The sequence below is a fragment of the Acetobacterium sp. KB-1 genome, assembly GCF_003260995.1.
GTDB classification, from domain to species: domain Bacteria; phylum Bacillota; class Clostridia; order Eubacteriales; family Eubacteriaceae; genus Acetobacterium; species Acetobacterium carbinolicum.
The window spans coordinates 1,878,808-1,897,111 of record NZ_CP030040.1 but is presented as its reverse complement, the minus strand read 5'-3'; the positions used below and the strand labels follow the sequence as shown (position 1 = coordinate 1,897,111).

Annotated in this window: 28 protein-coding genes, 2 tRNA genes and 2 pseudogenes; all 32 read left to right on the top strand. The window is 42.2% G+C overall.

Annotation, left to right across the window (positions count from 1 at the left end; all coding sequences use genetic code 11):
- Positions 1-11: 11 nt before the first annotated feature.
- The 32 genes and pseudogenes from hisS (at position 12) to secY (ending at position 18,301) form a co-directional block, all read left to right on the top strand.
- Complete coding sequence (gene hisS / locus DOZ58_RS08795; protein WP_111887961.1) at positions 12-1,247, top strand: histidine--tRNA ligase; 1,236 nt, start codon at positions 12-14, stop codon at positions 1,245-1,247.
- 170 nt (positions 1,248-1,417) lie between these two features.
- A complete protein-coding gene (locus tag DOZ58_RS08790; protein WP_111887960.1) occupies positions 1,418-2,608 on the top strand; it encodes a class I SAM-dependent RNA methyltransferase in 1,191 nt (396 codons plus the stop codon).
- Positions 2,609-2,677: 69 nt separating this feature from the next.
- Entirely contained in the window at positions 2,678-3,664 is a 987-nt protein-coding gene (gene rlmB, locus DOZ58_RS08785; RefSeq protein WP_111887959.1) for a 23S rRNA (guanosine(2251)-2'-O)-methyltransferase RlmB, read from the top strand.
- On the top strand, positions 3,661-4,173 hold the full coding sequence (locus DOZ58_RS08780; protein ID WP_242988648.1) for an NYN domain-containing protein: 513 nt from the start codon (positions 3,661-3,663) through the stop codon (positions 4,171-4,173). Before rlmB ends, DOZ58_RS08780 begins: the two co-directional genes overlap by 4 nt.
- Before the next feature lie 12 nt (positions 4,174-4,185).
- The gene (locus tag DOZ58_RS08775) at positions 4,186-4,794 is read left to right on the top strand and encodes a sigma-70 family RNA polymerase sigma factor (RefSeq protein WP_111887958.1); all 609 of its coding nucleotides are present in this window, start codon (positions 4,186-4,188) and stop codon (positions 4,792-4,794) included.
- 61 nt (positions 4,795-4,855) lie between these two features.
- Positions 4,856-4,940: transfer RNA gene (locus DOZ58_RS08770), tRNA-Tyr, on the top strand.
- A gap of 11 nt (positions 4,941-4,951) precedes the next feature.
- Positions 4,952-5,027, top strand: a tRNA-Thr gene (locus DOZ58_RS08765).
- 69 nt (positions 5,028-5,096) lie between these two features.
- A pseudogene (gene tuf / locus DOZ58_RS08760) lies at positions 5,097-6,002 on the top strand (elongation factor Tu); the annotation flags it as partial.
- Between the two features lie 115 nt (positions 6,003-6,117).
- A pseudogene (tuf, locus tag DOZ58_RS08755) lies at positions 6,118-6,468 on the top strand (elongation factor Tu); the annotation flags it as partial.
- A 165-nt stretch (positions 6,469-6,633) separates the two neighbouring features.
- Complete coding sequence (locus DOZ58_RS08750) at positions 6,634-7,500, top strand: DegV family protein (RefSeq protein ID WP_111887957.1); 867 nt, start codon at positions 6,634-6,636, stop codon at positions 7,498-7,500.
- Positions 7,501-7,801: 301 nt separating this feature from the next.
- Positions 7,802-8,110, top strand: coding sequence for a 30S ribosomal protein S10 (gene rpsJ, locus DOZ58_RS08745; protein ID WP_014357213.1), 309 nt, complete (start codon positions 7,802-7,804; stop codon positions 8,108-8,110).
- Positions 8,111-8,163: 53 nt separating this feature from the next.
- Positions 8,164-8,793 carry a 50S ribosomal protein L3 gene (gene rplC, locus DOZ58_RS08740; protein WP_111887956.1) on the top strand — a complete coding sequence of 210 codons (630 nt, stop codon included), beginning with the start codon at positions 8,164-8,166 and terminating at the stop codon, positions 8,791-8,793.
- A 29-nt stretch (positions 8,794-8,822) separates the two neighbouring features.
- On the top strand, positions 8,823-9,443 hold the full coding sequence (rplD, locus tag DOZ58_RS08735; RefSeq protein ID WP_111887955.1) for a 50S ribosomal protein L4: 621 nt from the start codon (positions 8,823-8,825) through the stop codon (positions 9,441-9,443).
- Complete coding sequence (gene rplW, locus DOZ58_RS08730) at positions 9,443-9,733, top strand: 50S ribosomal protein L23 (RefSeq protein WP_111887954.1); 291 nt, start codon at positions 9,443-9,445, stop codon at positions 9,731-9,733. The genes rplD and rplW overlap by 1 nt, the downstream gene beginning before the upstream one ends.
- A gap of 55 nt (positions 9,734-9,788) precedes the next feature.
- Entirely contained in the window at positions 9,789-10,622 is an 834-nt protein-coding gene (gene rplB, locus DOZ58_RS08725) for a 50S ribosomal protein L2 (protein WP_111887953.1), read from the top strand.
- Positions 10,623-10,663: 41 nt separating this feature from the next.
- Positions 10,664-10,942: a 30S ribosomal protein S19 gene (gene rpsS, locus DOZ58_RS08720; RefSeq protein WP_111887952.1), complete on the top strand. Its 279-nt coding sequence runs from the start codon at positions 10,664-10,666 to the stop codon at positions 10,940-10,942.
- Positions 10,943-10,960: 18 nt separating this feature from the next.
- Positions 10,961-11,296: a 50S ribosomal protein L22 gene (rplV, locus tag DOZ58_RS08715; RefSeq protein WP_026393632.1), complete on the top strand. Its 336-nt coding sequence runs from the start codon at positions 10,961-10,963 to the stop codon at positions 11,294-11,296.
- Between the two features lie 11 nt (positions 11,297-11,307).
- Entirely contained in the window at positions 11,308-12,033 is a 726-nt protein-coding gene (rpsC, locus tag DOZ58_RS18680; RefSeq protein ID WP_070369935.1) for a 30S ribosomal protein S3, read from the top strand.
- Positions 12,034-12,051: 18 nt separating this feature from the next.
- Positions 12,052-12,492, top strand: a complete 441-nt coding sequence (gene rplP / locus DOZ58_RS18675) for a 50S ribosomal protein L16 (protein WP_204355497.1) — start codon at positions 12,052-12,054, stop codon at positions 12,490-12,492.
- Positions 12,489-12,692, top strand: coding sequence for a 50S ribosomal protein L29 (gene rpmC, locus DOZ58_RS08705; RefSeq protein WP_111887951.1), 204 nt, complete (start codon positions 12,489-12,491; stop codon positions 12,690-12,692). The genes rplP and rpmC overlap by 4 nt, the downstream gene beginning before the upstream one ends.
- Positions 12,693-12,720: 28 nt before the next feature.
- A complete protein-coding gene (gene rpsQ / locus DOZ58_RS08700; RefSeq protein WP_111887950.1) occupies positions 12,721-12,978 on the top strand; it encodes a 30S ribosomal protein S17 in 258 nt (85 codons plus the stop codon).
- A gap of 27 nt (positions 12,979-13,005) precedes the next feature.
- The gene (gene rplN, locus DOZ58_RS08695) at positions 13,006-13,374 is read left to right on the top strand and encodes a 50S ribosomal protein L14 (protein WP_026393627.1); all 369 of its coding nucleotides are present in this window, start codon (positions 13,006-13,008) and stop codon (positions 13,372-13,374) included.
- Positions 13,375-13,388: 14 nt separating this feature from the next.
- The gene (gene rplX / locus DOZ58_RS08690; protein WP_111887949.1) at positions 13,389-13,703 is read left to right on the top strand and encodes a 50S ribosomal protein L24; all 315 of its coding nucleotides are present in this window, start codon (positions 13,389-13,391) and stop codon (positions 13,701-13,703) included.
- A 20-nt stretch (positions 13,704-13,723) separates the two neighbouring features.
- On the top strand, positions 13,724-14,266 hold the full coding sequence (rplE, locus tag DOZ58_RS08685) for a 50S ribosomal protein L5 (protein ID WP_026393625.1): 543 nt from the start codon (positions 13,724-13,726) through the stop codon (positions 14,264-14,266).
- A 13-nt stretch (positions 14,267-14,279) separates the two neighbouring features.
- Positions 14,280-14,465 carry a type Z 30S ribosomal protein S14 gene (locus tag DOZ58_RS08680; protein WP_111887948.1) on the top strand — a complete coding sequence of 62 codons (186 nt, stop codon included), beginning with the start codon at positions 14,280-14,282 and terminating at the stop codon, positions 14,463-14,465.
- A gap of 33 nt (positions 14,466-14,498) precedes the next feature.
- Positions 14,499-14,897, top strand: a complete 399-nt coding sequence (gene rpsH / locus DOZ58_RS08675; RefSeq protein ID WP_111887947.1) for a 30S ribosomal protein S8 — start codon at positions 14,499-14,501, stop codon at positions 14,895-14,897.
- 24 nt (positions 14,898-14,921) lie between these two features.
- Positions 14,922-15,458, top strand: a complete 537-nt coding sequence (rplF, locus tag DOZ58_RS08670) for a 50S ribosomal protein L6 (RefSeq protein ID WP_111887946.1) — start codon at positions 14,922-14,924, stop codon at positions 15,456-15,458.
- A 40-nt stretch (positions 15,459-15,498) separates the two neighbouring features.
- Entirely contained in the window at positions 15,499-15,867 is a 369-nt protein-coding gene (rplR, locus tag DOZ58_RS08665; RefSeq protein ID WP_111887945.1) for a 50S ribosomal protein L18, read from the top strand.
- Positions 15,868-15,884: 17 nt separating this feature from the next.
- Entirely contained in the window at positions 15,885-16,391 is a 507-nt protein-coding gene (rpsE, locus tag DOZ58_RS08660; protein WP_111887944.1) for a 30S ribosomal protein S5, read from the top strand.
- An 11-nt stretch (positions 16,392-16,402) separates the two neighbouring features.
- Positions 16,403-16,585, top strand: coding sequence for a 50S ribosomal protein L30 (gene rpmD / locus DOZ58_RS08655; protein WP_111887943.1), 183 nt, complete (start codon positions 16,403-16,405; stop codon positions 16,583-16,585).
- An 11-nt stretch (positions 16,586-16,596) separates the two neighbouring features.
- The gene (gene rplO, locus DOZ58_RS08650) at positions 16,597-17,040 is read left to right on the top strand and encodes a 50S ribosomal protein L15 (protein WP_111887942.1); all 444 of its coding nucleotides are present in this window, start codon (positions 16,597-16,599) and stop codon (positions 17,038-17,040) included.
- Position 17,041: 1 nt separating this feature from the next.
- Positions 17,042-18,301, top strand: a complete 1,260-nt coding sequence (gene secY / locus DOZ58_RS08645; RefSeq protein ID WP_111887941.1) for a preprotein translocase subunit SecY — start codon at positions 17,042-17,044, stop codon at positions 18,299-18,301.
- The last annotated feature ends 3 nt before the right edge of the window (positions 18,302-18,304 follow it).

Here is an 18,304-nt window from a genome sequence, read left to right as displayed (position 1 = left end):
AAGGTGACCAGATGATTAGTTCAAAACCAGTTAGAGGTACAAGGGATATTCTACCCGAGGAAGCAAAAATCCGGGATCGCCTGGAACAGCAGATATTGGCAGTCTATCGCGCGCATGGATTTAGTCGGATTGAAACCCCGGTAATGGAAAATCTGGAATTGCTTTTGGGCAGTGACGGGGGCGAAAACTTAAAAATGCTTTTTACCGTTTTAAAACGCGGTGAAAAGCTTAACTTAAATCCCGATGCCAGTGTCTTAGATCTTTGCGATATGGGACTGCGCTTTGATCTCACCCTGCCCCTGAGTCGTTTTTATTCAAATAATCAGGAAGTGTTAGAAACGCCGTTTAAGGCCATTCAGATCGGTAACGTCTTTCGGGCAGAACGGCCCCAGAAAGGACGATTCCGGGCATTTAAACAATGCGACATCGATATTATCGGCGATCCAACCGTTTCGGCCGAGATTGAGTTGATCGATACCACCGCAAAAGCACTGCTGGCGATCGGTTTTTCGGGGTTCACCATTAAAGTGAATCATCGCCAGCTACTTAGTGAGGTCATTATAAAGGCCGGATTTGCAGCGGATCAGGTTGGGTCGGTCTGTATTTCGCTGGATAAAATGGATAAGATCGGAGCCGCTGGGGTAACTGGTGAATTGTTGGAAAAGGGACACGAGCAGCAAAAAGTGAACCAGCTGATGGCCTGTGTTACCGGTATCAATCTCGATAATTTGGAAAAGTGGGTGGAAGATACTGCTTCAATTGGGGACCTGACCCAGGTGATAAGTACTGTCAAAACGCTGGCCAAAGAGCAATTTGATGTTGTTTTTGACTTTTCATTGATCCGGGGCATGGGCTATTATACCGGTCTGATCTTTGAAGTCAGTTACGGACCCTATGGGTATTCCATTGCCGGCGGCGGTCGTTATGATAACATGATTGGGAAGTACAACAAGGTTTCGGTGCCAGCAGTTGGCTTTTCGATTGGTTTCGAACGAATTATTTCAATTCTCATGGAAGAACAGCAAGATGCCCGACAAATCGACCCGGCTATTATTCTGTTCTACGACGCACAAATCAATAACATGGGAGCTGTCATCGGTGCAGCTGACTGTTGGCGGAACGAAGGTTATCGGGTGAATCTGGTAGCCATGAAGAAAAAATTTGGCAAGCAGATCGCAGCCTGGGATAACGGCCAGTATGAAGGCTTTCTGGTATTTGGCCGGGATGAAGAAATCAAGAAATTTTAAAGATTTAGTTTTTATTACCTAAAACACCGGTATGCCTCGGTCATGCCGGTGTTTTGTTGTCATTTTTTGATTGTAATGCGAAACTATTTAAGAATAAAGTGAAATCTTATGTTATAATGTAATATTGATAGTTAGAAGTAGGATCAAAAATAACGATAAAGGATAAATAAATGTCGAAAATAGTAAATTTAATTGCCACGGTTGCGTTTGGAATCGAAAGTGTGGTAAAGGACGAAATAAAAAAACTGGGCTATGAGGTAACGGAAGTTGAGAATGGAAAAATTCGTTACGCTGGCCCTTTAGACGCTATTCCCCGATCAAATCTGTGGCTGCGCTGTGCTGACCGGGTACTACTGGAGATTGGCCGATTTAAGGCCGAAACCTTTGATGAATTGTTTGAGAAAACAAAGGCCCTGCCCTGGGAAAACTGGATCCCTGTTGACGGAGAATTTCCGGCGGCTAAAATCACCAGCGTCAAATCGACCTTGTTTAGTAAGTCGGACGGGCAGCGGATTGTCAAAAAAGCGGTGGTGGAACGGTTAAAATCGAAGTATCATGTCGAATGGTTTGAAGAAAGTGGTGGCAAGTATCCCATTCATATTCAAATTCTAAAGGACGAGGTGACCCTGTCCATTGATACGAGTGGCTCCGGTCTTAACAAGCGCGGGTACCGTCAGTATGGAAATGAGGCGCCGCTTAAAGAAACCATTTCAGCAGCCCTGGTTTATCTATCAAGGTGGCGCCCGGAGCGTGTTTTTCTGGACCCCCTGTGCGGTTCCGGAACGATTGTTATTGAAGCGGCGTTAATTGGTAAAAACATAGCTCCGGGCCTGAAACGGGATTTTATTTCTGAAACCTGGGACGCCATTCCGGCGGAGCTGTGGGAACAGGCCAGACAGGAAGCTCGCGATGCCATTAACGACAAAGAATTTTTGTTACTGGGATCGGACTGTGATGCCGATGCCTTAAAACAGGCCCGAACCAATGCTGAGCTGGCCGGGGTCGCGGATCTGGTTGCTTTTCAGAAACTGCCGGTTCAATCCATTTCCACCAAGAAAAAATACGGGGTCATTATTACCAACCCGCCGTATGGGGAGCGAATTGGTGAAGAAAAAGAAATTCAGCGTTTGTATCGGGATATGGGTAAGGTTTTTCGAAGTCTGGAAGATTGGTCCTATTTTATTATTACCGGTTATGAAAAGTTTGAGAAATTCTTTGGTGAAGCATCAACCAAAAACAGAAAACTTTATAATGGTGACATTAAGACCCATTATTACCAATATTATGGCCCGTTGCCACCGCGGAAACGAAAACCAGAGGACGTAGCAGAGGTCTTAAACAATACAGAAATAACTGAATAATAGCGTAAATAATGCAGGAATCGATTTATCAAGAGATAAATCAAGAAAAAATAAAGAATAGGTGAAAAGATGAAACGAGTATCAAATAGTCGATCGAACAGCACTAAGACCAGTGATAAGCCCAGAGGCAGAAAAAGTGACAACGCGCCAAAAGATGATAAAAAACCCCGCAAGTTTGAAGAACGCGGTGCCAGGGATGATAAAAAGTCCCGCAAATTTGATGCGCGTGGTCCTAAAGAAGAACGGGGACCCCGTCGTTTTGACGAGCGTAAACCGCCCCGCAAACAGGAGCGATTTAATCGTGAAGATGATGGTGTAACCGAAGAAACATTTGTAATCGTGGGGAAAAACCCGGTGATGGAAGCACTGCGTTCTGGTCAGGAAATTGACAAGCTGCTGATCTTAAAAGACAATACCGACCATGTCCTTAAAAAAATTACTGATATGGCCAAAAAGCAAAACATTATTATCCATTCTGTTGAAAAAGCGAAACTGGAGTATCTGGCCGATGGTCAGGTTCATCAGGGGATTGTAGCACTGATGGCACCATTCCCCTACAGTGATCTTCAGGATATCCTAAGTCATGCCAAGGCCAAGGGGCGTGACCCCTTCATTGTCATTTTGGATCATCTCACTGATCCCCACAATCTGGGGGCGATTATCCGGAGTGCTAATGTTTGCGGTGCTGACGGGGTGATCATTCCCAACCGTCGATCGGCTTCTTTGACCGCCGTTTCGGTTAAGGCTTCCTCCGGGGCGGTATCTCACACCCCGATAGTTAAAGTGACCAATCTCAGCCAGACAATTGATGAGCTAAAGAAAAAAGGGTTTTGGATCATGTCTACCGATATGAAGGGAAATCCTTATTATAAAGCAGATTATAAGGGGTCTCTGGCCATTGTTATCGGTAACGAAGGCGTTGGAATCAGCGAAAAAGTAAAGAAACAATGCGATTTTTCGGTTTCTATTCCAATTCATGGCGAAATCGAATCCTTTAATGCTTCAGCAGCTGCAGCGATCATTTTTTCAGAGGCTGCCAAACAACGGTTTCAATGAAAACTATATTAATTGTGGATGGCTATAATGTCATCCACGGTTCAGAGGATTTAAAACGCCTTTCAGAAATAGAACTGGAAGAAGCACGCGTCAAGTTGATTAGTGATTTAAATGGCTACAGCGGATTCAAAGGATGGGAAACCATCCTTGTTTTTGATGCCTATTTGCAACAATCGCTGGAAAAACGGGAAGAGTTGGTGGGGCAAATTAAGGTGGTTTTTACCGAAAAGAATAAAACTGCCGATACGTACATTGAAAAACTGGTTTACAGCCTGCCGAAAGCCTACAGTGTCCGGGTGGTGACATCGGATTTTACCTTGCAGCAAATGGTGATGGCCAGCGGAGCCGAGCGGGTTCCAGTGCGGGAGCTGATCCAGGATATGGAAGCAGTTGTCAAAAAATTTCGTGATGATAAGAAGAAAAGTGTCCAAAAACAAGGGCTTAAGCTCAGTGACTTTATGGATGCGGAGACCCTGGATCAATTTAATAAAATGCGCGTTAAAGAATGATGCGAGGATAAGATGAGCGAGCCTGGAAATGAAAAACGATCAGAATTAGAAATAGTAAAGACAGCCCAACAAGGCGACAAGGCTGCCGAAGAATTTTTGCTGGAAAAATACCGCAAAAACGTACTGATCCGGGCCCGATCCTACTATCTGGTGGGGGGAGATAATGAAGATCTGATCCAGGAGGGGATGATGGGGTTACTCAAAGCCATCTGGAATTTTCGCCCCGACCGGGAAGTTCAATTCTCGACCTTTGCCAATCTCTGTATTGAACGTCAAATCCAAACCGCTATCAGTTCAGCCAATCGACAAAAGCATCTACCACTGAATAATTCGGTGTCCATCTATGCTGCAGTTTCAGAAGAGGAGCCGCAACATCGTATTCTTGACCGGTTGGCCGCCAAAAAAAGTGTTGAGCCTGGGGTAGAGTTAATCAAAGCAGAAGAGCTGGAGCAATTAATAATTGATGTTAAACGCGAATTGTCTGCTTTTGAAAAAAAAGTGCTTGCCTATTTCATTCAGGGAGCCTCCTATTATGAAATATCCAGGATGTTGGACTGCAGCAATAAGTCAGTTGACAATGCATTACAGCGAATCCGAAAAAAAATAGGCAAAAAAATATGAAAAACGGTTGACAAAAAAGCAAAAACAAACTATCATAGAGAAGCTGAATTAATAAGCACGTGGGAGAATGCCCGAGTGGCTAAAGGGGGCGGACTGTAAATCCGTTGACAACGTCTACGATGGTTCGAATCCATCTTCTCCCACCATTTTATTATAAGCCCTCATAGCTCAGTAGGTAGAGCACCACCATGGTAAGGTGGGGGTCTCCGGTTCAAATCCGGATGAGGGCTCCATTTTTATATCACAAATTAAATTTGACATAGTAGTAACACGATAATTTTTAGATTTGTAAGGAGAATACAATGGCAAAGTCAAAATTTGAAAGAAATAAGCCCCATGTAAATGTTGGAACAATTGGTCACGTCGATCATGGTAAAACGACATTAACAGCGGCAATCACATCGGTACTTAATAAGCGCTTTGGAACAGGGGAAGCCGTTGCATTTGAAAACATCGATAAAGCCCCAGAAGAAAGAGAACGTGGGATCACGATTTCAACCGCTCACGTCGAATATGAAACAGCAGTACGTCACTATGCTCACGTTGACTGCCCGGGCCATGCCGATTATGTTAAGAACATGATTACCGGTGCTGCTCAAATGGACGGCGCGATCCTGGTTGTTAGCGCTGCCGATGGTCCAATGCCACAGACCCGTGAACATATCCTGTTAAGCCGTCAGGTAGGCGTACCATACATCGTTGTTTTCTTAAACAAAGTCGATATGGTCGATGACGAAGAATTACTGGAATTAGTTGAAATGGAAGTGCGTGAACTTCTTGACGAATATGAATTCCCAGGCGACGATACACCAATCATTGCCGGATCTGCTTTAAAAGGTCTGGAAGATCCCGATGGCCCATGGGGAGACAAGATTGTTGAACTGATGACTGCTGTTGACGAATGGATTCCTGATCCTGTTCGTGATACTGAAAAACCATTCCTGATGCCAGTCGAAGATGTTTTCTCAATCACCGGCCGTGGTACCGTCGCAACTGGACGGATCGAACGTGGGATTGTTAAAGTCGGTGAAGAAGTTGAAATTGTCGGTATTCACGATGTTCGCAAAACAGTCGTAACCGGAATCGAAATGTTCCGTAAATTACTGGACGAAGGACGATCAGGGGATAACGTTGGGGCATTACTGCGTGGTGTTGACCGAACTCAAATCGAACGTGGACAGGTACTGGCTAAGCCCGGTTCCATCAAACCACATACCCACTATATGTCAGAAGTCGTGGTGTTGACCGAACTCAAATCGAACGTGGACAGGTACTGGCTAAGCCCGGTTCCATCAAACCACATACCCACTATATGTCAGAAGTCGTGGTGTTGACCGAACTCAAATCGAACGTGGACAGGTACTGGCTAAGCCCGGTTCCATCAAACCACATACCCACTATATGTCAGAAGTATATGTCTTAACCAAAGAAGAAGGCGGACGTCATACCCCATTCTTTGACGGCTATCGACCACAGTTCTACTTTAGAACAACGGATGTAACAGGTGTTATCAAATTACCAGAAGGTGTTGAAATGGTTATGCCAGGGGATAACGTGCAAATGGAAATCACCCTGATTACCCCAATCGCCATCGAAGAAGGTTTACGTTTCGCGATTCGTGAAGGCGGTCGTACCGTTGGTTCTGGTGTTGTAGCTAAAATGCTGGCGGACTGAAGCTGAGTCTGATTTTAAAAAGTCAAACCGTCCTTGCGAGGGCGGTTTTTTTACTTGCGTATTGTTAAAGTTTAAAGATAGTGGTAAAATAGTAACTTAGAGAAATTGCTGATTTTAGATCGATTAGTAAAAAATTGCTGGCTGCAATTTAGAAAGAAGTGAGAAATGATTAGACTCTTAGTTGATAGTATGTGCGATCTACCAAAAGACTTTGTGAATCATCCCAGTCTGGATATGGTTTCGCTGAATGTTATTATTGAAGGGGTGGTCTACCGGGATAAACGGGAAATTGATCTGGACGGCATGAACAAGTTTATGAAACAAGGAATTGTTCCGACCACGTCTCAGGTCAATCCGGGGGACTTCATGGAATACTTTGAAAACTGTGCCAAAAACAATATCGAGTGCCTCTATCTTGCGTTTACCTCAAAACTATCAGGGAGCTATGAAACGGCTGGTCTGATTTTAAAAGAGGTGAAGGAAAAATACCCCGATTTCAAGTGCCGAATCGTTGACAGTCTCCACAGCGGCGGCAGCATTGGTTTGATCGCAGTGGAACTGCTAAAACTGATTGACCAGGAAAAAGATCTGAATTATCTGGCTGATGCAGCAGTGAAGTTCATTCCTCATGCTCATTTTTATTTTAGTATTGAAGATCTCAACTGGCTGTACATGGGTGGTCGGGTATCCAAGGGTACAGCAGTCGTCGGTGGTTTCTTAAAAATTCATCCGATCGTATCGGTGGAAGATGGCGAACTAAAAATTATTGGTAAGTCTCGAGGAACAAAAAAAGCCCAAAAGACGATTATTGATAAGACGGCAGAAAATATTGTGGGATATCTGGATCAAAACGTTGGCATTGCCTATACCGGGTCGATGAAGCCGGTCGAAGATTATGAAGCGGCACTTCGCCTGATGGGTGTTAAGCATATCGAGCCTGTTCCGATTGGATGTGTTCTGGCAGCCCATCTGGGTCTTCAGGGAACAGGGATTTACTTTCTGGACACACCGCCGGACGAAATATTGAAGTAAGAAAAAAATAAAATCATTGTTAAATTAAAAAAAACGCTTGCCAAGGGCGTTTTTTTCTTGTATAATGTGAAAGGTTGACACTCTGCGATGAAGTGAGAGGTTGCTGTCGCCTTAGACAGGTTTTTCCCATGGAGTATGTCACGATCTTTGAATCGGACGACAACCACTCAAAATCAAGTATTTTCGGCAAAATGATCCGTCATTTTGCTAAAAAAATAATGATGAAACACCCGGATGGGTTGACGAGTGGTTGGAGTACCTAAATGACGAGTAAAAATTGATAAGGAGGTAAAATTTAGGTATGGCAAAACAAAAGATTAGAATCAGATTAAAAGCGTTTGATCACAAGTTACTCGATCAATCCGCTGAACGAATTGTTGAAACAGCAAAGAGAACAGGTGCGAGCGTATCTGGTCCAGTGCCACTGCCAACAGACAAAGAAATCATTACGATTCTTCGAGCAGTGCACAAGTATAAGGATTCCAGAGAGCAATTTGAAATGCGCACACACAAACGGTTAATTGACATTTTAAACCCAACACCAAAAACCGTAGACGCATTAATGCGATTGAACTTACCAGCAGGCGTTGATATAGAAATCAAACTATAGACCCCATTGGTATTATGATTGCACAGCAATCCAATGATATTTAGGAGGAAATAATGAAAAAAGCAATTATCGGACGAAAAATTGGGATGACCCAGATTTTCACAGACAACGGAACGGTTATTCCAGTTACCGTGGTAGAAGCAGGACCTTGCGTTGTGCTTCAAAAGAAAACCATCGAAACAGATGGGTATGAAGCACTCCAATTAGCATTTGGCGAAGTTAAAGAACGACGCATGACCAAACCGCTAAAAGGTCACTATGACAAAAATAGTGTCGAGTATAAAAAAGTAATCCGGGAATTCAAACTTGATGATTATGCAAGTTATGAAACTGGTCAATTAATTCAGGCTGAGCTGTTTGAAGCTGGTGATCGCGTTGACATTTCGGGAACATCAAAGGGTAAGGGGTTCCAGGGGGTTATTAAACGACATAACCAATCCCGAGGACCAATGGCTCATGGTTCCAAATATCACCGTCGACCAGGTTCCATGGGAGCATCTTCTTCGCCTTCAAGAGTATTCAAAGGCAAGAAACTTCCTGGCCAAATGGGAAACAAAAATGTAACTGCGGTTAATTTGGAAGTTGTTAAAGTCGATGCAGAAAACAATGTGCTCTTAATCAAGGGCGCGGTACCAGGCATTAGAGGAGCACTTGTTACAATTAAAAGCAGCGTTAAAGCATAAAAAAATCAAGCCTGAAAGGAGGAAATCAAATGCCTAAAATTGACGTTTTAGATGTAAAAGGAAATGTTGTTGGTGATGTCGAATTAAGCGAAGGAATCTTCGGAATCGAACCCAACGAACACGTAGTACATGAAGTAGTGGTTGCACTGCTTGCAAATAGACGACAGGGAACACGTTCCGCCTTGACTCGATCCGAAGTCCGTGGCGGTGGTCGTAAACCCTGGAGACAAAAAGGAACAGGCCGGGCTCGTGCCGGTACCATCCGATCTCCATTGTGGAAGGGCGGCGGTGTGATCTTTGCACCAAAATCAAGAGACTATAGCAAAAAGGTTAACAAAAAAGTTAAAGCTTTAGCGATGAAGTCGGTATTTTCAGCAAAGGCTCAGGAAAATGAACTGCGGGTCTTAAATCAATTGGTGATGGATGCTCCAAAAACCAAAGAAATGATTGCTGTGCTGAACAATATCAATGCTCAAAAAGCCTTGATTGTACTTCCGGAAAACAACGAAGCAATTATCCGTTCCGCAAACAATATTCCAAAGGTTGCAACAACGACGGTCAGTGAATTAAACGTATATGATATGTTGAAATATGACGTGTTGATCATGACTCAGGAAGCATTACAAAAAATTGAGGAGGTATACGCATAATGAAAAATCCTCGCGATATTATTATCAAGCCAGTTATTACCGAACGTAGTATGGCCGATGCCGAAGAAAAAAAATTCACCTTTAAAGTGGATAAAAGAGCGAATAAAATTGAAATTAAAAATGCCGTTGAAGTCATATTTGGTGTTGAAGTTGAAAAAGTGAGCACTATGAATATGAAAGGCAAACTCAAAAGAACCGGACGTTTCGTTGGTCGACGATCAGATTGGAAAAAAGCAATCGTGAAATTAACACCTGGAAGTAAGGGTATCCAATTCTTCGAAGGCGTATAAGCGAACAAACGAGACTACAACCCGAGAAGCATACAAAAAAAGGAGGTAGCGATTAATGGGTATTAGAAAGTATAAACCAACGTCCCCGGGACGTCGAAATATGAGCGTCAATACATTCGAGGAAATCACCAAGCATGAACCCGAAAAGGCTTTATTAAAGCCCCTTAAAAAACATGCCGGTCGTAACGCATATGGCCGTATTACCGTTAGACATCATGGTGGTGGAGCAAAAAGAAAATACAGAATTATTGACTTCAAAAGAAATAAAGATAACATTCCGGGAAAAATTGCCGGAATTGAATATGATCCAAACCGAAGTTCAAATATAGCACTGGTTCACTATGCAGATGGTGAAAAACGTTATATTATTGCACCACTTAAGTTAAAGGTCGGCGATGTTATTTTCTCTGGACCAGAATCAGATATTACCATTGGTAACTGTTTGCCACTTCAAAACATTCCTGTTGGTACAACGGTTCACTGTGTCGAACTAAAAAATGGTAAAGGTGCTCAAATGGTTCGTTCCGCCGGCGCCAGCGCTCAGCTGATGGCTAAAGAAGGAAATTACGCAACACTGCGATTGCCTTCCGGTGAAATGAGACTCGTGAGAATTGAATGTCGAGCAACCATTGGTCAGGTTGGAAATTTGGATCATCAGCATGTCCGTATTGGTAAAGCTGGTCGTAAACGTCATATGGGCATCCGCCCAACGGTTCGTGGTTCAGTAATGAATCCATGTGACCATCCACACGGTGGTGGTGAAGGACGTGCTCCAATTGGACGTTCTGGCCCAGTTACGCCTTGGGGTAAACCAACCCTTGGTTACAAGACACGTAAGAAAAACAAACCTTCCGATAAATATATCGTAAGATCACGAAATAAAAAATAAGCTAAAAACCATAAGATAACGAACCGAGAGGAGGTTGAATAATGGGTAGATCATTAAAAAAAGGACCTTTTTGTGACGAAAAGTTACTTAAACGCATTGAAGCAATGAATGATAAAGGTGAAAAGAATGTGCTAAAGACCTGGTCGAGAAGCTCGACACTTTTCCCACAAATGGTAGGACACACCATCGCCGTTCATGATGGCAGAAAACATGTTCCAGTTTATGTTACTGAAGATATGGTCGGACACAAACTTGGAGAGTTTGCGCCAACCAGAACCTTTAGAGGTCATGCTGGGGAAAAGAAATCTAAATTAAGATAGCCAGAAGGAGGTATACGAATGGAAGCAAGAGCGACAGCTAAATATGTACGTGTTTCATCCAGAAAGGCTAAATTAGTGGCTGATTTAATTCGAGGCAAAAGTCTTGGAGAAGCATTAAGTATTCTAGCATTAACACCAAATAAAGCAGCTAAAATAATTGACAAAGTTGTAAAATCTGCTTTAGCAAATGCTGAAAATAATTTCAACATGAACCCTGAGAACTTATATATCGATCAGATTTATGCCAATCAGGGTCCGACATTAAAACGATTCAGAGCGGGTGCACAGGGACGAGCAACAATTATCAGAAAACGATCGTCTCATATTACAGCCGTATTAAAAGAAAAAGAGTAAGGAGGGCATAGATGGGTCAAAAAGTCAATCCTCACGGATTAAGAGTTGGCGTTATTAAGGACTGGAATGCAAAATGGTTTGCTAACAACAAGGATTTTGCTGATTGTTTAATAGAAGATTACGATATTCGTAAATATATAAAAGTAAACCAATACCAGGCGGGCATTTCTAAAATTGTCATCGAACGTTTTGGTAACAAGGTAAAGATTCATATCTATACAGCAAAACCAGGGATGATTATTGGTCGTGGCGGTGCAGGTATCGATGCGTTACGTCTTGAACTTGAAAAAATGACCAAGAAAACCGTTTTTATCAACATTGTTGAAGTTAAGAACGTCGATATGGATGCTCAATTAGTGGCTGAAAACATTGCCGCTCAGCTGGAACGACGAATTTCCTTCCGACGAGCAATGAAACAAACCATGCAGCGAACCATGAGAGCAGGCGCCAAGGGAATTAAAACTGCTGTTGCAGGCCGTTTAAACGGAGCTGAAATGGCACGAAACGAACATTACGCCCAAGGTCAAGTTCCCCTTCAAACCCTCCGAGCTGATATTAGCTATGGCTTTGCCGAAGCGGATACCACCTATGGTAAACTCGGTGTCAAGGTTTGGGTTAATAAGGGCGAAATTTTAACTGGACGCGAAGATATTTTAGCGGTAACCGCTGAAGATGACGCTAAAGCGAAAAAAAGTGCACCGCGCCGAAAAGCTCCTACTAACAGGACAGAAAACTAAGAGAGGAGGCCAACGCATATGTTAATGCCTAAACGTGTAAAACGTAGAAAACAACATAGAGGTCGTATGAAAGGAAAAGCCCTTCGTGGTAATAAGATTACCTACGGAGATTTCGCTATTCAAGCATTGGAGCCAGCATGGATTACTGCTAATCAGATCGAAGCTGCCCGTGTTGCGATGACCAGATATATTAAAAGAGGTGGCCAGGTTTGGATTAAAATATTCCCTGATAAACCGGTCACGCAAAAACCAGCAGAAACTCGAATGGGTTCCGGTAAAGGGTCTCCAGAGTATTGGGTTGCAGTGGTAAAACCAGGCAGAGTCATGTTTGAGATCGCTGGAATTTCTGAGGAAGTAGCTCGGGAAGCCATGCGTCTTGCTCAACATAAATTGCCAATCAAAACGAAGTTTATCACTCGTAAAGATCAGGAAGCACAAGAAGTGGGTGATGAAGCATGAAACCAAGTGAATTAAGAGAATTAACAACGCTAGAGCTTGAAGCAAAATTGGGTGATCTGAAAGAAGAATTATTCAACCTTCGATTTCAACATGCGACAGGCCAGTTGGAAAACCCAATGCGGATCAAAGAAGTTAAGAAGACTTATGCACGGATTAAGACAATTATCCAGGAACGTGCCATGAAGTCGGATGAAGCATAATAAACCAATAGATAAGGAGGTTTAGCTTATGGAAGAAAGAGGTTACAGAAAAACTCGAATCGGTAAAGTAACCAGTGATAAAATGGATAAAACCGTTGTTGTTGCTGTGGAAAGTTTTGTAAAACATCCGCTTTACTCAAAACGAGTGAAACACACTGTAAAGTTCAAAGCCCATGACGAACAAAACGAATGTAATATCGGTGATACCGTTAAAATAATGGAAACAAGACCACTCAGCAAAGACAAACGCTGGAGATTAGTAGAAATCGTAGAAAAAGCACTATAAGTCAATGTGCGGAAGGAGGTATTTCGGATGATTCAACAAGAAACGAGACTGAAAGTAGCAGATAATACCGGTGCAAAGGAATTACTGTGCATCCGAGTTCTCGGGGGTTCCGGTCGACGATATGCAAATATCGGAGACATCATCGTGTGTGCTGTTAAAAGTGCTGCACCCGGTGGCGATGTTAAAAAGGGCGACGTTGTAAAAGCGGTTGTCGTTAGAACAAAAAGCGGAATTAGAAGAGATGATGGCAGTTACATCAAATTTGATCAGAATGCAGCGGTTCTTATAAAAGATGATAAAAACCCAAAAGGTACCCGTATTTTTGGACCTGTCGCAAGAGAGTTAAGGGACAAGAAATACATGAAAATCGTATCTTTGGCTCCTGAAGTACTTTAAGGAGGAAATGAAAGATGCATATTAAAAAAGATGATATCGTAATGGTAATTTCCGGTAAGGACAAAGGAAAAAAGGGAAAAGTGATTCAGTCTTATCCTAAAGATGGAAAAGTCCTTGTGGAAAATGTAAACATGGTAACGAAGCACCAGAAACCGACTCAACAAGTACAGCAAGGCGGAATAATCCGTCAAGAAGGTGCACTTGAGGCTTCTAATGTGTTACTTTATTGTGAAAAATGTGATAAAGGTGTCAGAACCGGACAAAAAGTTTTAAATGACGGAAAAAAAGTCAGATTTTGTAAAAAATGTAATGAAACATTTAGTAATTAATTTCGGGAAGGAGGACCAATATGCCCAGATTAAAAGATAAATATCTTACTGAAGTAATTCCAGCAATGATGGAAAAATTTCAATATAAAAACATCATGGAAGTTCCTAAACTAGAAAAAGTTGTACTCAACATGGGTTTAGGAGATTGCAAAGACAACTCTAAAGCTTTAGAAGCCGCAGTAATTGACCTTGGAATAATTGCCGGTCAACGACCAGTAATTACAAAGGCGAAAAAGTCAGTAGCCAACTTTAAAGTCCGAGAAGGCATGAACATTGGAGCGAAAGTAACTCTACGAAGTGATCGTATGTACGAATTTACTGACAAGTTATTCAACGTTGCCCTTCCTCGAGTACGTGACTTCAGAGGTTTGTCCAACAAATCATTTGACGGACGTGGTAATTATGCTTTTGGTATCAAAGAACAACTCATTTTCCCTGAAATTGATTATGACAAGGTTGAACAAGTTCGAGGCATGGATATCATGTTTGTCACAACGGCAAATACAGATGAAGAAGCTCACGAACTGTTGAGACTGCTTGGCATTCCATTCAGTAGAGCATAAGGAGGACAGTACAGTGGCAAAAAAAGCGATGAAAGAAAAACAACAACGCAAAGCAAAACATTCAACTCAGGCATATACACGTTGCCGAATTTGTGGACGACCACATTCTGTGTTACAGAAATTTGGTATTTGTCGTATATGTTTCAGAGAATTAGCATATAAAGGCGAAATCCCTGGCGTAAGAAAAGCAAGCTGGTAAAAACAAACTGGCAAAGAAAAGGAGGTACCGAGTATGGTTATGACTGATCCTATTGCGGATATGTTAACACGCATCAGAAATGCAAATGATGCAGGTCATAAAACAGTTGAGATGCCTGCTTCAAAAGAAAAGAAAGCAATTGCTCAAATTCTTTTAGAAGAAGGTTACATTAATAAAGTTGATTACATTGCCGATGAAAAGCAAGGTGTCATAAAAATTGCACTTAAATACGGAGAAAACAAAAGTCGTGTCGTTGCAGGCATTAAAAGAATCTCCAAACCAGGTTTACGAGTATATGCCGGTAAAGACGATGTGCCAAAGGTACTAAACGGCCTTGGCATTGCCATCGTTTCTACATCAAAAGGCGTAATGACAGATAAAAAAGCAAGAAAAGCCGGCGTTGGCGGCGAAGTGATATGTTACGTTTGGTAACAAATTAAGACAGGAGGTAAAAAGATGTCAAGAGTAGGAAAAGCACCCGTTGCAATCCTCCCAGGAGTCGACATAAAAAAAGACGGTCAGACGTTGACTGTCAAAGGTCCATTAGGACAACTCGTTAGAACTTTTCATCCTGATGTCATCATCGATGTTCAAGAGAGCGAAGTCGTTGTGACCCGACCATCTGAAAGTAAGCTGCATAAATCGCTTCATGGTTTAACCCGGGCTTTAATTCAAAACATGGTTACTGGTGTCAGCACTGGCTTTACAAGAACCCTGGAAATCAGTGGAGTAGGATATAGAGCAGAAAAAAAAGGAACCAAATTAGTCATGAATCTAGGGTATTCACATCCGGTTGAGATGGAAGATCCAAAAGGTGTTGAAGCGGTTCCAGAAACCAATACGAAAGTCGTCATTAAAGGCATTAGTAAAGAAGCAGTGGGTGCGCATGCAGCCAATATTCGAGCGAAACGCCCACCAGAGCCTTACAAAGGTCATGGCGTACGATATTCTGACGAAGTAATAAGACGTAAAGAAGGTAAAACAGGTAAATAACCTGCTAGCCCGTCAAAGATGATGAAGGGAGTAAAACTCGATGATTAAGAAACCCATTAAAAATAAAATTCGTATCGCACGTCACTATCGGGTCCGAAACAAAGTTTCCGGAACTGAAATGAGACCACGCTTAAACGTTTTTAGAAGTAATAAAAATATTTATGCTCAAATTATAGATGATACTAAAGGTATCACATTGGTTTCTGCTTCTTCCAATGACTCTGATCTTAAAGGTCAATTGTCAAAAGGTGGAGATAAAGCAGCAGCTAAAGCCGTAGGTCAGGCGATTGCTAAACGTGCTCTTGAAAAAGGCATCGAAGCAGTTGTATTTGATCGAGGTGGTTATGTATATCATGGTAGAGTAAAAGAATTGGCTGACGGCGCTCGTGAAGCCGGCCTGAAATTCTAAGTAAAGGAGGTCATTTGATGCAAAACAAAAAAATCGATCCAAGTACATTAGATTTGAAGGAAAAAGTCGTTGCCATCAACCGCGTAACTAAGGTTGTTAAAGGTGGTCGTAACTTCAGATTCAGCTGTCTTGTGATTGTTGGAGACGAAAACGGTCATGTTGGCGTCGGTAAAGGAAAAGCAATGGAAATTCCAGATGCGATTCGTAAGGGTATCGACTCGGCAAAAAAATCACTGATTAAAGTACCAATGGTTGGAACAACTATTCCTCATTTAGTCAATGGTGAAGCTGGTGCAGGCCATGTATTATTAAAACCTGCCGGAAAAGGTACTGGTGTTATTGCTGGCGGACCTGTCCGTGCGGTTTTGGAACTTGCTGGTATCAGAGATATTCGTACTAAATCTTTAGGATCAAACAATGCCCGTAACATGGTTAATGCTACAATGGCAGGCCTTGCAGAACTGACTACAGTTGAAGAAGTAGCAGCTAAACGTGGTAAAAAACCTGAAGAAATTTTAGATTAGGAGGAATCATTATGGCTAAGCAATTAGAAATTACACTAAAGAAAAGTTTGATTGGTCGTAACCCCAAACAACGGGCAACCATAGAAGCTTTAGGCCTAAAAAAAATTGGCCAGACCGTAAAGCATAATGATACCCCTCAGATTCGTGGCATGATTCATATAACAGACTTCATGCTCGAAGTAAAAGAAGTATAGGAGGTGTCAAGATGAAGTTACATACTTTAAGTCCAGCCCCAGGTTCAAAAAAGGCACCCAAGAGAAAAGGACGCGGTACTGGTTCTGGTCTTGGAAAAACTGCTGGTCGTGGACAGGATGGACAAAAATCACGTTCCGGTGGTGGTGTTCGACCAGGTTTTGAAGGTGGACAAATGCCATTGGCACGTCGTTTACCTAAACGTGGTTTCTCAAACGCTCGATTCAAAAAAACCTATGCAATTGTCAATGTGGGAGAGCTGAATGCATTTGATGCCAATACAGTGATTACCCCAGAACTATTGCTTGAATACGGATTCGTCCGAAAATTAAATGATGGGTTGAAAATCCTTGGAAACGGAGAAGTTGAGAAGGCATTCACCATTAAAGCGCACAAAATCAGCAAATCAGCTGAGGAGAAAATTCTCGCTGGAGGAGGAAAGGTAGAGGTGATCTAATATGGTCTCTACCTTGAAGGATGCTTGGAAAATTCCAGATCTACGACGAAAGATAATCATTACCTTATTACTGCTGTTTGTATATCGTTTGGGATCCTTCATACCGGTTCCATTCATTGATACCGCGCAGTTAAGTCAACTCGTCAATGATAGTGGGATTTTTGGTCTGTTTGATATTATATCCGGTGGTAACTTTGGTAATTTCACTATTTTTGCCATGAGTATCACCCCGTATATTAATGCATCAATTATCATGAACCTTTTGGCATTTGCAATTCCAGCTTTGGAAGCGCTACAAAAAGAAGGGGAAGAAGGACGCAAGAAGCTAGCTCAGTACACCCGTTACCTGACCATTGTGCTGGCACTGATCCAGGCTTTGGGCATGAGCTTATCCTTCGGCGATTTGTTAATTGATAGAACGCCATTTACCGTATTTACGGTTGTTTTATGTATTACTGCAGGGACAGCGTTTTTGATGTATCTGGGTGAACAAATTACTGAAAGTGGTATCGGTAACGGTATTTCTTTGATTATTTTCATCAGTATTGTTTCCCGAATCCCATCTGCGATTGGCCAAATGTATCAATATGTTACAATTGGCACGTTAAATCCGATCACTTTGATCGTGTTTCTTGTCTTTATTGTGGTGGTTGTCTTTGGTGTGGTGGCTGTTCAGGAAGGACAACGAAAAATCCCGGTTCAGTATGCAAAACGGGTTGTTGGCAGAAAAATGTATGGTGGACAAACTACTCACATTCCCATGCGCGTGAATATGGCAGGCGTTATTCCGGTCATCTTTGCCAGTTCGTTAACCTTATTTCCGGCAACAATTGCCAGCTTTTTCCCAACATCGGCCTTTGCAAATTTTATTTCAACTTATTTAGCTTGGGGATCCTGGCTTACTAATATTATTTATATCACATTAATTATTGCGTTTACCTATTTCTATACAGCTGTAACATTTAATCCGTTTGATATCGCAGAAAATATCAAAAAACAAGGCGGTTATATTCCCGGGATCAGACCGGGGAAACCAACTGTAGAGTACTTGTCGAGAATTATGAACCGATTAACATTATTTGGTGGCGTCTTTTTAGCGATCATTGCTGTTATTCCTATTTTTGTAGGTAATTTTATGGGTGTCAATCTTCAATTCGGCGGAACAAGTTTGCTGATTGTCGTTGGGGTAGCCCTTGAAACGGTTAAACAGATTGAAGCAGAAATGATGATGAGACACCATCAGGGATTTTTAAAATCTTAAAAT

Coding starts and splice junctions, on each gene's coding strand:
- rpsE (WP_111887944.1), top strand. CDS start 15,885: ATGCAAAACAAAAAAATCGATCCAAGTACATTAGATTTGAAGGAAAAA.
- rplV (WP_026393632.1), top strand. CDS start 10,961: ATGGAAGCAAGAGCGACAGCTAAATATGTACGTGTTTCATCCAGAAAG.
- rpmC (WP_111887951.1), top strand. CDS start 12,489: ATGAAACCAAGTGAATTAAGAGAATTAACAACGCTAGAGCTTGAAGCA.
- rpsH (WP_111887947.1), top strand. CDS start 14,499: ATGGTTATGACTGATCCTATTGCGGATATGTTAACACGCATCAGAAAT.
- rplD (WP_111887955.1), top strand. CDS start 8,823: ATGCCTAAAATTGACGTTTTAGATGTAAAAGGAAATGTTGTTGGTGAT.
- DOZ58_RS08780 (WP_242988648.1), top strand. CDS start 3,661: ATGAAAACTATATTAATTGTGGATGGCTATAATGTCATCCACGGTTCA.
- DOZ58_RS08790 (WP_111887960.1), top strand. CDS start 1,418: ATGTCGAAAATAGTAAATTTAATTGCCACGGTTGCGTTTGGAATCGAA.
- rplO (WP_111887942.1), top strand. CDS start 16,597: ATGAAGTTACATACTTTAAGTCCAGCCCCAGGTTCAAAAAAGGCACCC.
- rplF (WP_111887946.1), top strand. CDS start 14,922: ATGTCAAGAGTAGGAAAAGCACCCGTTGCAATCCTCCCAGGAGTCGAC.
- hisS (WP_111887961.1), top strand. CDS start 12: ATGATTAGTTCAAAACCAGTTAGAGGTACAAGGGATATTCTACCCGAG.
- rpsS (WP_111887952.1), top strand. CDS start 10,664: ATGGGTAGATCATTAAAAAAAGGACCTTTTTGTGACGAAAAGTTACTT.
- rplW (WP_111887954.1), top strand. CDS start 9,443: ATGAAAAATCCTCGCGATATTATTATCAAGCCAGTTATTACCGAACGT.
- rplE (WP_026393625.1), top strand. CDS start 13,724: ATGCCCAGATTAAAAGATAAATATCTTACTGAAGTAATTCCAGCAATG.
- rplP (WP_204355497.1), top strand. CDS start 12,052: ATGTTAATGCCTAAACGTGTAAAACGTAGAAAACAACATAGAGGTCGT.
- rlmB (WP_111887959.1), top strand. CDS start 2,678: ATGAAACGAGTATCAAATAGTCGATCGAACAGCACTAAGACCAGTGAT.
- rplR (WP_111887945.1), top strand. CDS start 15,499: ATGATTAAGAAACCCATTAAAAATAAAATTCGTATCGCACGTCACTAT.
- secY (WP_111887941.1), top strand. CDS start 17,042: ATGGTCTCTACCTTGAAGGATGCTTGGAAAATTCCAGATCTACGACGA.
- rplC (WP_111887956.1), top strand. CDS start 8,164: ATGAAAAAAGCAATTATCGGACGAAAAATTGGGATGACCCAGATTTTC.
- rpsJ (WP_014357213.1), top strand. CDS start 7,802: ATGGCAAAACAAAAGATTAGAATCAGATTAAAAGCGTTTGATCACAAG.
- rplX (WP_111887949.1), top strand. CDS start 13,389: ATGCATATTAAAAAAGATGATATCGTAATGGTAATTTCCGGTAAGGAC.
- rpmD (WP_111887943.1), top strand. CDS start 16,403: ATGGCTAAGCAATTAGAAATTACACTAAAGAAAAGTTTGATTGGTCGT.
- DOZ58_RS08750 (WP_111887957.1), top strand. CDS start 6,634: ATGATTAGACTCTTAGTTGATAGTATGTGCGATCTACCAAAAGACTTT.
- rplN (WP_026393627.1), top strand. CDS start 13,006: ATGATTCAACAAGAAACGAGACTGAAAGTAGCAGATAATACCGGTGCA.
- DOZ58_RS08775 (WP_111887958.1), top strand. CDS start 4,186: ATGAGCGAGCCTGGAAATGAAAAACGATCAGAATTAGAAATAGTAAAG.
- rpsC (WP_070369935.1), top strand. CDS start 11,308: ATGGGTCAAAAAGTCAATCCTCACGGATTAAGAGTTGGCGTTATTAAG.
- rplB (WP_111887953.1), top strand. CDS start 9,789: ATGGGTATTAGAAAGTATAAACCAACGTCCCCGGGACGTCGAAATATG.
- rpsQ (WP_111887950.1), top strand. CDS start 12,721: ATGGAAGAAAGAGGTTACAGAAAAACTCGAATCGGTAAAGTAACCAGT.